Genomic DNA, 12,725 nt, shown 5'->3' with positions numbered 1-12,725 from the left:
AAAACAGGACCAATAATTTGAGAAATGTAACCAGTATTCTTATTCGTGGTGGTGACCATGCTCACGCCTACTCTAGTTGTGATGACTGTTATAACTGCTTTTACGCGCAGCTCAGACGTATGATTTCGCCATTTCTAAACCTATCATTTAAGGGACTCAACGTAAACTTTCTTTTCGGAATCCTAAATTTATCGTTGAGTATTTATCCTCATCTTCTATCTGGGTCTGATTTAAAGGTCAAAACATACCCCACCAAACCGCATAGAGCTACCCTCTTTCAGTCAGGATGGGCTCCGGTGTCCCTTGATGCCATAAAGACTCGAAAGCAATATTGAGCATTTCCCCTAGCCCAGGATGGGTGACGTTTAAAGCTGTAAAGCTGGGCGTTCCCGATAGGGGGTCTTGTAGAGACAACAACGTTATCCGCTGGTCGAACAGCTGCATTTTGAAGGGCACCTTTTCCACGAAGCGGACTTGCTGTCCCCAGGTTTGACACTGGCGAATAAAGTCCTGGCTACTGGGATCTTGCCAAATGTTGTGTTCATAGATTGTGCGGTAGCAAATACCCCGCTGTAGCGGATCTTTGACAAGGTTGAGGCCGTCTTCATGGCTCAGTAAAGACGGATAGGTGAAGAAGACGCTGATCGATGATTGAGCAGATTGGGAAAGTTTGGCCCCACAATCTGCTATTCGATTAGGTTCGGACAATACATCAATGTAGGCCAACGGATCTTGAGTGTTGTGGCCTTTGGTATAGAGCGGGGAAAGGGCGGCAACAGCACGGTGAGTCTGCTGCTCTTGGCGCTGGAGTTCAGCAGTGAATTGCTTCTGTTTTTCCTGCAACAGGGTGGGTAGGGCCTGGGACGGCTCCACGGCCTGGAAGATCCGCTGTCGACCGGAATGGCGTTCGAGACAGAGACCGCGATCGCACAATGATGCCAAGACATCATAAATCCGCTGCCGAGGAACTTGAGCACGGGTTGCAATCTGCGCAGGAGTGAAGTCTTGCCGATCCATCAGGGCCAGATAGACAGCGGCCTGATAGCGAGTTAACCCTAAATCTACGAGGTTTTCTAAGTATTGGGTATCGCTCATTGGATGACACCACTAAAGAGTGGTGCTATTTTAAAGTTCATCCTGAACCTTTCGCAAGTGCTGTATCATGACACTCCTCACTCAACTGGATTTACCAACCACGGCTTCCACTCCAGCATTTCTACCCATTGCCTTTTTTGAAGGAGCGTTCCGCCCTTTCCCTGAAGCTCAACTTTCGATTGCGACACACGCGCTTCACTATGGCACTTCAGTTTTGGGCGGAATTCGCGGAATACCTTCTCCTGGTGACTCAAACCAGATTTTGATGTTTCGCCTAGCAGATCACTGTGGGCGATTGAGCCAGAGTGCTAAATATCTGAATACCAATATTGACCCCAGCGAACTTGAAGCGACCTTGATTGAGTTTGTGCGGCACAACCAGCCCCAAACTTCTTTTTATGTCCGACCGTTAATCTATACCTCTAGCCTGGGCATTGCGCCCCGGCTGCATGATGTCAGCAAAGATCTATTAATCTATGGCCTAGAAATGGGAGAGTACTTGCATCCAGGCGGTGTGCGCTGTCGAATCAGTTCTTGGCTGCGACAAGAGGATCGTAGTCAGCCCTTGCGGGGCAAGTTGAGTGCTGCCTACATTGCATCGGCATTAGCCAAGACGGAAGCAGTTGCATCAGGATTTGATGAGGCGATCTTGATGAATGCTCAGGGAAAAGTGAGTGAGGCATCGGCCATGAATCTTTTTCTCGTTAGAAATGGCCAGTTGATTACCCCCAGTGTTGATCAAGATATTTTAGAAGGGATTACCCGAGCCAGCGTAATCGCGCTAGCCAACGATCTAGGCATTCCTGTTGTTGAGCGTCCGGTCGATAAATCTGAACTCTTCATAGCGGATGAAGTCTTTCTCTGCGGTACAGCAGCACAAGTTGTACCTGTGTTGGAGATTGAAACTTACAGGTTGCCGCAACAACGCCCCGTAACTGAACAGTCACGCCAGGGACTACAACAAATCATGATAGGAGCAGAACCCCGATATGCTGAGTGGCTCACGATGGTGAACCTCAATGGTGCTACAACTGCATAGTGCTTAAGTTCAGCACCGAAGAGCCTCCATATGATCAGGGTTACGGGGATAGCCCCAAGCGATATCAGCGGGCAGCCCCAGTGCTGCCCGTAATCGTCATGCTGTCAATGGAGTAATTTTTGAAACTAGCATCCATCAAGTGGACTTCTTTTAACTGGACCTCACTGAGGTTAATGCCGATCAGGTCAGTTTGCAAAATTTGAGTCCCATCAAGGTTAGCGCCCTTCAGCTTGGCATCTTTCAGGATGGAATTCCGCAGATCGCTATGACTAAAATTAGCTCGCAATAAGTTAGCGCTGTCGAGAACGGTACCTCTCAAATGGGCTCCTCCAAAATTGGCACAGTAGAGCATGGCATGACTGAGATTGGCCCCGCTCAGATTAGCACCCTGCAGATTGGCTCCAAACAGGTTGGCCCCTCTGAGGTTGGCTCCCCTCAGGTCAGCTCCCCGTAGACAAGCCTCTCGCAAGTCTGCTCGAAAAAGTTTGGCTTTGCGAAAGTCAGCACCTTCAAAGTTGGCCCCTCGGAGTGGCGCATTGCTGAGGTTGGTCTTAAATAAATTGATCGGAACGGTTGGATTCTGGATCCGCCAATCGTTCCAGGCGTCCGATCCACGTAGCAAAATATCGAGTAAGTTTTTTGGTCCTGAGTTAGGACCAGCCGCTATGGGTGTCATCATTTAGCAAACCCTTGGAATTATTGGTATCGAGATAAGTTAATACCCAATATACCCTGCACCTCTGATAATCTTTCTTCGTAGCAAACCACTGAAAAGCTTACAGATTAACGTTGAGAAGCATTGCTTGAATAAAAAGATGCATAATGTTGTGGGTCAAAGAATATAGGCCACTTTTTAAGGGATCATATAGCTCACAACTAGAAAATGCGGTCTACTGCATTAGAGACGCCCTAAGCCCGGCATTTAACTGATGATTCAGGCGTCGGCCAACGTAAAGATATGCTAATGGGTGCCTCTGAACACATAGCAAAGGTATGGATAATGCAACTGGTCATGTCCGATATTGACGGCACCCTAACTGCCTCCATGACCTTGACGATCTGGCCTTTGTCCAAACCTTTCAAGACATTTTTGGCATTACGACTATTTCCCAAGATTGGGCCACCTATACCAATAGACTTTTTCCCATGTGATCTGAGGCATTTGGGATGTATGGACTGCTAAAAACTTGGGATATCCCTTTATTGGTATTGCTACTGGGGATGATGCTCAACAGTTTACTCCCATCCCAGCATAAGATTGGGTGTTCAGATTCTTGATAAACAAGGATTTTAATGACATTTAGATGCATGATCTTATGGCGGGAAGGGAGTAAAGCTGAAGAGGCAAAAATTGTACTTCCCCACTATAAGGATTTGCAAGCCTTCTGGGATGCGTTGGCTGTGATCGCACCTTAGTTTCACCCCGCCATCGACTCCCAATTATGGCTCGTGGCAAATCGACAAAACTGTTCAACCACCTGGGAACACTGAAGCCGCCACTTAATCCCAACCCGCCGCTGAAAGTCAATATCGACTACTGGCAGATAAACAATGTCCGCCAGCCCCCGCCAATAGGGCATCACACTCAACCCCAGTCCAGCTTTGACCAAGGAAATCACCCACTCCTCGTGACTGGCTCGATACACGACTTGGGGACAGATTTTTTGTGCCTCTAGCAGTTGGCACTCTTGCTTAAAGAACTCACAATTCACCCGATCGATATAGGGTTGACCATCTAGTTCAGCCAACCGCACTGAAGTTCGCTGTGCCAAGGGATGACGAACCGGAACGGCGAGCAGTAAAGGTTGAGTAAACAAAAGGGTTGAGGTTTGAGCATCATCCTGTGGTCCCAATACCGTAATTGCCACATCAATTTCACCCTGGGTAAGTTTGTCTTGTAACGAATCGGCAGGATGGTCATACAGTTCCAGGGTCACGTGGGGGTACTGTTGCTGAAAACTATGGACCAACTCGGCTAGCTCACTCACCCGCAAGGTGCTGAGCACCCCTACCTTCAGCGTCGGTCGATCATTAAAGCCTTTGAGTTCGTGGAGAGCCGCTTGGTACTGAGCCATAATGACCGTGGCCCGCTCTTTAAAGGCTTGTCCCGCTGCGGTTAGAACCGTCCGTCGTCCACCCCGCTCAAACAAAGCCACCCCTAGCTCCTGCTCTAGCTTTTTAATTCCTGCTGATAGGGATGGCTGAGAAAGGTAAAGTCGCTCTGCCGCCCGCGAAAAGGTACCCGTTTCAGCAATGGTCAGAAAATATCGAACTTGGTAGAGATCCATATATAGACGTTATCTATAGATATAATAATAAAAATAGTCTTGCTCTATAGATTAGCCTACTCCAGGATAGAAAGTGTGAATCGTAACTGCGATCGCACCCTCTACCCAGGACTAATCCTATGATGACTTTCGCTCAATCCACTTCACCCAAATTACTGATGGGCCATGCAGCCCCACCCTTAGTGGTTCAGACCTTGGATCACGGGCTGTGGCGGTTAGCCGATCAAACCCCTGAGCACTATACGATGGTGGTTTTCTATCGCGGGCTCCATTGCCCCATTTGCCAGCAATACCTCACGGAACTTGACCAAAAGCTGGCCGCCTTTGCCCAACTTGGCGTTCAAGTGATTGCCTTGAGTGGTGATGGCATAGACAAAACCCAGCAACTTAAAACTCAAGCCAACCTCCAACAGCTATCCCTCGGTTATGGTTTAACTCCCGAGCAAATGCGGGACTGGGGCCTATATCTGAGTCAAGGCCATTTTGAACAAGAGCCCGCGCTGTTTAGCGAACCCGCCGTATTCCTGATTCAGCCAGATGGTCAGTTGTACTTCGCCAATATTGGCACCCATCCCTTCTCCCGCATCAATTTTGATTCGCTATTGACTGGCTTAGCCTACATCATTCCCAACAACTATCCCTTAAGAGGAACAGAGTAAAGATTCTGTCTCCCATTCCTCTACAAACTTTTATTCAACGATAAGGAACACATTATGAACACGGCCCTTTTCTATCTAGCTGCCAGTGGTATGCTCTGTGTACTGCTGTGGGTTCCCTATATTCTCAATCGCGCTTTTGTCTGGGGGATTCCGGCCTTTGCCAGTAACTATCCCACTCGAAAATTCCCCGCAGAATCCCCCGATATTCCAGTCTGGGCCCAGCGAGCCCAACGCACTCATCTAAATATGGTGGAAACCTTGCCGGCCTTTGCCGCTGTAGTGATCGCAGCTCATTTGACTGAGGCCGATCCTGGTATGATTACTGCTTGGGCTGCAACCTTTTTCTGGGCACGAGTCATGCATGCCAGCATATATATTCTGGGGATCCCTTATTTGCGAACCCCCACGTATTTAGTTTCTTGGGCGACGGTCCTGATAATTGGGGCTCAGGTAGTCTTCTAAGCGAACCATCTGTACAGATCCCAAAACAGTGTGATGCTGTCCTTAACAATAAGGACAGCATCACGATAGCTCACCATCGATATAGCCATCACAATCATGCGGCTAAATCTGCAATACATAAATAATTACTGAGGTTGCTATCAAGCAGTTGATACTGCAGCTGTTTTAATCGCCATTGGGTCGATAGTTGAGCCGTTGAGGTCCAGGTTCCCAAAGATCAAAAGAGTTAGCGTATTGAGATTTATTGGAGGATTGAGCAACCTACACCCGTGTCTATAGATGCCTGTATTTTGCGAAAGAGCCGTGGACAGCTGTTATGCTAACCATTGAACTACGGCAGAGTTGTTTTAAGTGAGTAGCGAGAAAATTGATGAATCTTGATCTCAAGCTTAGTCATAGTGGGTTTGAGAGATTTTTAGCCATGTAAGCGCAATAGATTAATAACAATCGTTCTAATAGGGTGCTCTTCGCTTACTCCATTACAGGGTAGAGCCATCTCAATCTTTCTACATCAGCTACTTTAAGAACCCTGCCGAAGGTTTTCCAAAACACTTTGGTCTTCCATCGTGGAAGCATCCCCCGCGATATCCTCACCACTGGCTAAGTTTCGCAAGAACCGCCGAATAATTTTGCCAGAGCGAGTTTTGGGTAAAGCATCAGCAAAGCGAATCTCTCCCGGACGAGCAATCACCCCAATCTCATTGACGACATGCTGCTTGAGTTCAACTTTGAGGTCATCACTGGGAGGATGGGTATTTTCTAAAGTGACAAAAGCAAATACATCTTCACCCTTGAGATCATCCGGGCGACCCACTACGGCAGCCTCTGCTACGGCAGGATGCGATACCAAAGCAGACTCAATCTCCATCGTGCCTAGACGGTGGCCGGATACATTGATCACGTCATCGACGCGACCCATAATCCAAAAATAACCATCCTCATCTCGGCGGACGCCATCTCCGGCAAAGTAAACGTATTTGCCGTCCTTGGGTGGGATATGCTCCCAATAGGTACGGCGGAATCGATCATCATCTCCGTAAACGGTTCGCATCATACTGGGCCAGGGGTGCCGCACCACCAGATAGCCACCTTCATTGTCAGCCACGGGGTTGCCCTCTAAGTCCACGACATCGGCCAGAATGCCAGGAAACGGACGAGTTGCCGACCCAGGTTTAGTAGCAGTGGCACCGGGAAGCGGCGTGATCATAAAGCCCCCCGTTTCCGTTTGCCACCAGGTATCAATGATCGGGCATTTGCCACCGCCAATCACTTGCTGATACCAGATCCAGGCTTCCGGGTTAATGGGTTCACCGACGGTGCCTAAAATCCGTAGTGAAGATAAGTCTCGGGCTTGGGGATGCTGATCGCCCAATTTAATAAAGGCACGGATGGCCGTGGGAGCCGTGTAGAAGATATTGACCCCATATTTTTCCACCACATCCCAGAAACAGCCTGGATTAGAAGCGCGGGGAGCCCCTTCATACATCAGGGAAGTCGCACCGTTGGAGAGGGGACCGTAGACAATATAGCTATGTCCGGTGATCCAGCCAACATCTGCCGTACACCAGTAAACGTCGTTATCTTTGAGATCGAAGGCCCACTTACAGGTCATATGGGTGTAAAGGTTGTAGCCGCCGGTGGTGTGAACGACTCCTTTAGGCCGTCCGGTGGTGCCACTGGTATAGAGAATAAACAGCATATCTTCGCTGTCCATCGGTTCAGGCGGACAGTTTGCCGAGGCGGCTGGGACTAACTCATGCCACCAATGATCGCGATTCGGTGCCATCGTCACGTCGGTTTGGGTGCGCTGCACCACCAATACGTTGTTAACGCTGGGGACACCGTTGTCGGCTAAGGCTTTGTCGACAGCTACTTTTAAGGGAACGGCTTTATCTTTGCGAAAGCCGCCATCGGCAGTGATCACCAATTTGGCTTCGGCATCATTAAGACGATCTTTCAGAGCTTCGGCACTAAACCCGCCAAAAACAACAGTGTGAGGCGCACCAATGCGGGCGCAGGCTAACATTGCGATCGCAGCTTCCGGGACCATCGGCATATAAATGCCGACCCGGTCGCCTTTGCTGACGCCGAGCTGCTTGAGCACATTGGCGGCCTGACAGACTTCCCGATGCAGTTGAGCATAGGTGAGGGTACGCGAATCCCCTGGCTCCCCTTCCCAAATCAAAGCGGCTTTGTTCCGTCGCCAGGTTTTGAGGTGCCGATCTAAGCAGTTATAGGTGATATTCAGCTTGCCGCCGGCAAACCATTTGGCAAAGGGCGGCTGCCAGTCCAGCACCGTATCCCATTTCTCAAACCAGTCCAGTTCCTTTTCCGCCAGTTCCGCCCAAAAAGCCTGTGGATCTGCTTCTGCTTTGGCATAAAGCTGCTCATATTCCTCAGCACTTTTGATTTCGGCCTGGGCCGCCAGATCTGCAGGCGGTGGAAATAGTCGTTGTTCTTGCAGGATGGATTCAATCGTGGGTTGTGACATAGCCCTTGTTAACCAGTGTCTGGAGCAATCAGCAGAGGCGAGAAGATCCCGATCTGCCGTGTTGCTAATTAAGGTCGCACAAAATGCGATCGCAATTCTTTAAGCTTTTGTGATCAGTTTTCAGAGAGTTACAAAAGTAGAGAAAACGGAAATTCTGTTATAAACCTCAAAAAAGTCAGATAAAACCTCGATTTTTGGCCTTTCTTTCTGAATCAATGACTTGCAGGTCTGAAGTTAAATAAGGTATTCTTCGGATATAAAAAATTGCTAAAAAGTAGAAATATTGAAAAACTGTTAACAATATTTCGCTAACAAAATTCAGAATCGTCGCAATTTTTAAGTAAACATTTAAATTGGCTAAGGCATAAAAGAAATGCTGGTAAAATTCTGCACTTCATCTTCTATTATCTGTCTCACCCTGATCTCAACGGCCTTAGCCAGCCATGCGCAAGCAACCGATTTAGTGGCCGAAGATTCAGCGTCGATTGGCAATAACTTCACCCGAGAAGCAGAGGTCTTGGGGCCTTTTGCGCCAGCAACACTGCCTACAAACCCTCCAGAAGTTGAATCCGATCCGACCCAAACGGCACTCACGACGTCTCCTGCAGTAGAACCCGCAGAAATATTGAGCCAATACGGTTTAGTGCGATCTCTTAAAGGAGATCAACTTTCAGTCAGACTTATCGATGGAACAGCTCGAACCTACAAAGTTGCGGCCAACAGCGCGACTCAAACTTTCCGCCGGGGTAGCTTAGTGGGGTTTGATGTGAATGGTAATGATCAGATCGTTCGGTTAGCGCCACCTCGTGTCCGTCGGGTCTTTGAGGGAACTGTCATTGTTGTGGAAGAAAATAAGCTGGGCCTGGTCTCTCCGACGGGCGAACAACTGGTTACCAGCTTATCAAAAGACAAAATTAATCGGATGAAGATTGAGCCCGGGCGCACGCTTCGAGTGACTCAGTACGAAGGAACGTGGGCAACTAAAGTATGCTTACCTGCGGAAGGAGATGATGTGGCTGCCTTGTCCCAAACCCTACCAGAGACGACATCCGCTGAGCCTGTAGGCGGTGCTGACTTCAGCGATCCTTAAGTAAACGCCTCCTGGGAAAAGCTTTACCGCAGCAATCGATTCTCGAGCCAGCTCAGTTGGCTTTATATTTGTTGTCTCAGATTTATTTATCTTTACGGATAAGCTGACATTTGTTACCTAGATCACATGTCTTGCAAGTTTGCCGATAAAATTTAGGCACAATCAAAAAGTAGGTGTTCTTTAGCGATACCGAATCTTAATTGAATGATTTGGATGCAAGATCCTTAAAATTTCTGATCGGAGAAAGAATTAAAGGCTAACCCATCCTTATCATCCTCTTTGAGGTTTGGTGCCTCACCCCAACATTGTTGCTTCCTTGTGAGGAGGGACTTGTCATGAAATCCACTTTGATTGCTCTGGCTGGTGCTGCTCTCGCGCTGCTGCCCTCAGGAGTCGCTGCTCAAACTCAGGTTGTCTTTGGGTCGTCTTCCAATCAGGTGGTGCCGATTCCTTTTTTTATTCCCTCTGCGGGGTTCTTAAAGGGTGATTTTCCCTACCCAGGCTTTTACCATTACTACTTTCTGGGTGAGGAGGTTTTTAACCCAAATTATGAATATACATTAAGCAGTGATCTAAAATATGAGTTCCCGATTGTGGGTAACTTTCAGTACGAGTAGGGTGTGTGCCTGTCCGTGAACGACTTGAACGACTAACTGGACTGATCACCGATCAGGGTAAAGCCTGTCCCGATAGTGAGTGCTTGCCAGGGGACGGCCTGAGACAGCATTAAATCCCCCAGGAAACCTCAGCATTTGTCTGCAATCTGGGATACCGTTTATGGTGGATAAACAGTTGAATTCAACTGTTCCAACTCCCCTGACTTTTTGAACGGTGTATTGTGGTTCTTTCAACTACTGCAATTTCTCAACAACTGATTCCCCTCGTGGGTGCTGAGCAGGTTTTGCGTTTGTCTGAGACCTCATTGCTCTCTGCACCGGCGCAGATCTTTGATCGAGCCGCACTCCCAACTTATCTGGTTTATCCCCGTACCCAAACAGAATTAGCGACGGTTATTGCTGAGGCCCATCACCATCAATGGCGATTGCTGATCTGTGGTCAAGGGAGCAAACTGCATTGGGGAGGCTTAACGAAAAACATTGATTTGGTGGTGAGCACCCAATTCCTGAATCGAGTGATTGACCATGCGGCGGGAGACTTGACCGTAACGGTGGAAGCGGGTTTATCCTTGGCAGCGCTTCAGTCCCAATTAGCGGATGCCAAACAATTCGTTGCTCTGGATCCCGCCTATCCTGAGACTGCCACTGTAGGGGGACTAATGGCTACCCGCGATGGCGGTAGCTTACGCCATCGATACGGCAGCCTACGAGATATGTGTATCGGTGTGACGGTGATTCGATCTGACGGCCAAACTGCAAAGGCTGGGGGCAGGGTCGTCAAGAATGTTGCTGGCTATGACTTAATGAAGTTGATGGCGGGGGCATTTGGCACGTTGGGGGTCATCGCTGAAGTCACGCTGCGGCTCTATCCGCTGTCAGAGACCTCTACCACGGTGATCGTGGGTGGGTCTGAGGTACAGATTGCGGACCTGACTCAGACTCTATTAAGAAGTACTTTGACCCCTACGGCGGTGGATGTACTGTCTGCATCTACCCTTCAAGCTTGGTCTGTAGAGGGGGAACAAGGCTTAGGGGTGCGATTTCAAAGTCTAGAAGAGAGCGTGGTTGCCCAATGCGATCGCATGCTGAAACTAGCCCAAGGCCTGCCCAGTCTCACCCTCACCGCTGACCGAGATACAGAGTTTTGGCAGCAGCTCACCCATCAGTTCTGGCAAACGCCTCAACCTTCAGCCCTCGTCTGCAAATTTGGCGTGCTACCTGCCCAAGCGTCTCAGCTACTGGCTCAGTTTGAGCGGTACTGTCACTCGAAAGAGATTGCCTGCTGGGGACGCATCCATGGGGGGAGCGGCACCGGAGTTTTGCGATTAGAACATGAAGGGATAGGCAAGGACCCCTCTCCTGCGGTTGAATGGATACGAGCGTTGCGATCGCATTGCCAAAGCGCCCAGGGATTTTTAACGGTTTTAGAAGCCCCATCAGCCCTCAAGCGCGGCCTTGATGTCTGGGGATATGCAGGCAATGCGCTTACCCGTATGCAACAACTCAAACAGCAATTTGACCCTCACAATCTTTTGAACCCCGATCGTTTTGTTGGTGGAATTTAATGCCTACTTCTGAATCACCTAGTTCTCTGCGGGTTACGACAGCCCAGATTGATCGGTCGCTTTTAGAACAGACCGCTCCGCCAGCTAAGCCTCAATCTACCGAACAATCGCTGATCGATAGCTGCGTCCACTGTGGGTTTTGTTTGTCCACCTGTCCCAGCTATCGTGTGATTGGCAAAGAAACCGATTCTCCTCGGGGACGGGTCTATTTAATGAATGGCTTGAACCAAGGGGAATTTACCCTAACCGACACTACCGTTGAGCATTTTGATACATGTCTAGGCTGTTTGGCTTGCGTCAGCACTTGTCCATCGGGTGTGGAGTACGACCAGCTAATTACCTCCGCCCGGGCTCAGATTGAGCAACATTATCAACGTAGCTTACCCCAACGACTGCTGCGAAAAATGCTATTTTCACTATTGCCCTATCCACAACGACTGCGACGTCTACTAGGTCCCCTACAGCTTTATCAAAAGACAGGTTTGCAAGCGCTGCTCCGACAATCGGGTCTCCTAGAGCGAGTTTTGCCTAAATCTCTAGTGGCGATGGAGTCCCTGCTGCCGCCGATTCAATCCCAGGCCTTTACGGATCCGGGACCCGAAATTTTTCCTGCCCAAGGGAAACGGCGCTATCGGGTGGGGTTGATCCTAGGCTGTATCCAGCGCCTCTTTTTGTCTGAAGTGAATCGGGCTACCCTTCGGGTGCTAACCGCCAACGGTTGCGAAGTGGTTATTCCGAAAAGCCAGGGATGTTGTGCCGCTCTTCCCCATCACCAAGGTCAAGTCGACCAAGCCAAAGATTTAGCGCGGCAGATGATTGATAGCTTTGCCGATACTGAGCTAGATGCCGTGATTATCAATGCCTCGGGTTGTGGTCACACCCTTAAGGAATATGGGCAGATCTTAAAAGAGGATGTGGTGTATTGCGATCGTGCCCAGGCTTTTGCCCACAAAGTCAAAGACGTCCAAGAATTCCTCGACGAAGTCGGCCTAACTACTCCCTTGTCTCCTCTGCAGGCAGAGCCACTGACAGTGGTGTATCAAGACGCCTGCCATATGCTGCATGGCCAAAAAATTCAGGCCCAACCGCGCCACCTATTGCAGCAAATTCCCGGTTTGGAACTTCGTGAACCTCGTGATGCCTTTCTCTGCTGTGGTAGTGCGGGCGTCTACAACATTTTGCAACCGGAGATTGCCGAAGAATTAGGGCAGCAGAAAGTCCAGAATCTGACCCAAACGGGGGCCACCTTAATTGCCTCAGCGAATGTGGGTTGTACTATGCAAATTCGAAAACATTTGGATGAACAGGATCACACCACCCCCGTGCTCCATCCCATGCAGCTTTTAGATTGCTCAATTCGAGGGGTTGCATGGTCAACCGCAAGTGCAGGGAATGCTCAAGACAGGTCGCTTTAAACGA

Annotated in this window: 11 protein-coding genes; 7 read left to right on the top strand and 4 right to left on the bottom strand. The window is 49.2% G+C overall.

Annotated features, from left to right (window positions below):
* Positions 1–267 precede the first annotated feature (267 nt).
* Positions 268–1,095 (bottom strand): helix-turn-helix domain-containing protein, encoded by an 828-nt coding sequence (locus Q0991_RS03180; protein WP_299485454.1) that lies wholly within the window; start codon positions 1,093–1,095, stop codon positions 268–270.
* 67 nt (positions 1,096–1,162) lie between these two features.
* Between Q0991_RS03180 and Q0991_RS03175 the strand changes: the two genes are divergently transcribed.
* On the top strand, positions 1,163–2,134 hold the full coding sequence (locus tag Q0991_RS03175) for a branched-chain amino acid transaminase (RefSeq protein ID WP_299485452.1): 972 nt from the start codon (positions 1,163–1,165) through the stop codon (positions 2,132–2,134).
* A 64-nt stretch (positions 2,135–2,198) separates the two neighbouring features.
* On the opposite strand, the gene Q0991_RS03170 is transcribed toward Q0991_RS03175, so the two are convergent.
* Both Q0991_RS03170 and Q0991_RS03165 read right to left on the bottom strand, forming a co-directional pair.
* Positions 2,199–2,813 (bottom strand): pentapeptide repeat-containing protein, encoded by a 615-nt coding sequence (locus Q0991_RS03170; RefSeq protein WP_299485450.1) that lies wholly within the window; start codon positions 2,811–2,813, stop codon positions 2,199–2,201.
* 739 nt (positions 2,814–3,552) lie between these two features.
* The gene (locus Q0991_RS03165; protein WP_299485448.1) at positions 3,553–4,422 is read right to left on the bottom strand and encodes a LysR family transcriptional regulator; all 870 of its coding nucleotides are present in this window, start codon (positions 4,420–4,422) and stop codon (positions 3,553–3,555) included.
* A 119-nt stretch (positions 4,423–4,541) separates the two neighbouring features.
* Between Q0991_RS03165 and Q0991_RS03160 the strand changes: the two genes are divergently transcribed.
* A complete protein-coding gene (locus tag Q0991_RS03160) occupies positions 4,542–5,081 on the top strand; it encodes a peroxiredoxin-like family protein (RefSeq protein WP_299485446.1) in 540 nt (179 codons plus the stop codon).
* A 54-nt stretch (positions 5,082–5,135) separates the two neighbouring features.
* A complete protein-coding gene (locus Q0991_RS03155) occupies positions 5,136–5,543 on the top strand; it encodes an MAPEG family protein (RefSeq protein WP_299485445.1) in 408 nt (135 codons plus the stop codon).
* A gap of 520 nt (positions 5,544–6,063) precedes the next feature.
* On the opposite strand, the gene acs is transcribed toward Q0991_RS03155, so the two are convergent.
* Positions 6,064–8,034, bottom strand: a complete 1,971-nt coding sequence (gene acs, locus Q0991_RS03150) for an acetate--CoA ligase (RefSeq protein WP_299485443.1) — start codon at positions 8,032–8,034, stop codon at positions 6,064–6,066.
* Positions 8,035–8,407: 373 nt separating this feature from the next.
* Here acs and Q0991_RS03145 point away from each other — a divergent pair, with 373 nt between their 5' ends.
* The 4 genes from Q0991_RS03145 (at position 8,408) to Q0991_RS03130 (ending at position 12,721) form a co-directional block, all read left to right on the top strand.
* Complete coding sequence (locus tag Q0991_RS03145) at positions 8,408–9,124, top strand: hypothetical protein (protein ID WP_299485441.1); 717 nt, start codon at positions 8,408–8,410, stop codon at positions 9,122–9,124.
* Between the two features lie 335 nt (positions 9,125–9,459).
* Complete coding sequence (locus Q0991_RS03140) at positions 9,460–9,741, top strand: hypothetical protein (protein WP_299485439.1); 282 nt, start codon at positions 9,460–9,462, stop codon at positions 9,739–9,741.
* Positions 9,742–9,962: 221 nt separating this feature from the next.
* Entirely contained in the window at positions 9,963–11,306 is a 1,344-nt protein-coding gene (locus Q0991_RS03135; protein ID WP_299485437.1) for an FAD-binding oxidoreductase, read from the top strand.
* The gene (locus Q0991_RS03130) at positions 11,306–12,721 is read left to right on the top strand and encodes a heterodisulfide reductase-related iron-sulfur binding cluster (RefSeq protein ID WP_299485435.1); all 1,416 of its coding nucleotides are present in this window, start codon (positions 11,306–11,308) and stop codon (positions 12,719–12,721) included. Before Q0991_RS03135 ends, Q0991_RS03130 begins: the two co-directional genes overlap by 1 nt.
* The last annotated feature ends 4 nt before the right edge of the window (positions 12,722–12,725 follow it).

This window comes from Acaryochloris sp. IP29b_bin.137 (genome assembly GCF_028285745.1).
GTDB lineage: Bacteria > Cyanobacteriota > Cyanobacteriia > Thermosynechococcales > Thermosynechococcaceae > Acaryochloris.
This window is presented reverse-complemented; position numbering and strand designations above follow the sequence as displayed.

Coding starts and splice junctions, on each gene's coding strand:
- Q0991_RS03180 (WP_299485454.1), bottom strand. CDS start 1,095: ATGAGCGATACCCAATACTTAGAAAACCTCGTAGATTTAGGGTTAACT.
- Q0991_RS03175 (WP_299485452.1), top strand. CDS start 1,163: ATGACACTCCTCACTCAACTGGATTTACCAACCACGGCTTCCACTCCA.
- Q0991_RS03170 (WP_299485450.1), bottom strand. CDS start 2,813: ATGATGACACCCATAGCGGCTGGTCCTAACTCAGGACCAAAAAACTTA.
- Q0991_RS03165 (WP_299485448.1), bottom strand. CDS start 4,422: ATGGATCTCTACCAAGTTCGATATTTTCTGACCATTGCTGAAACGGGT.
- Q0991_RS03160 (WP_299485446.1), top strand. CDS start 4,542: ATGATGACTTTCGCTCAATCCACTTCACCCAAATTACTGATGGGCCAT.
- Q0991_RS03155 (WP_299485445.1), top strand. CDS start 5,136: ATGAACACGGCCCTTTTCTATCTAGCTGCCAGTGGTATGCTCTGTGTA.
- acs (WP_299485443.1), bottom strand. CDS start 8,034: ATGTCACAACCCACGATTGAATCCATCCTGCAAGAACAACGACTATTT.
- Q0991_RS03145 (WP_299485441.1), top strand. CDS start 8,408: ATGCTGGTAAAATTCTGCACTTCATCTTCTATTATCTGTCTCACCCTG.
- Q0991_RS03140 (WP_299485439.1), top strand. CDS start 9,460: ATGAAATCCACTTTGATTGCTCTGGCTGGTGCTGCTCTCGCGCTGCTG.
- Q0991_RS03130 (WP_299485435.1), top strand. CDS start 11,306: ATGCCTACTTCTGAATCACCTAGTTCTCTGCGGGTTACGACAGCCCAG.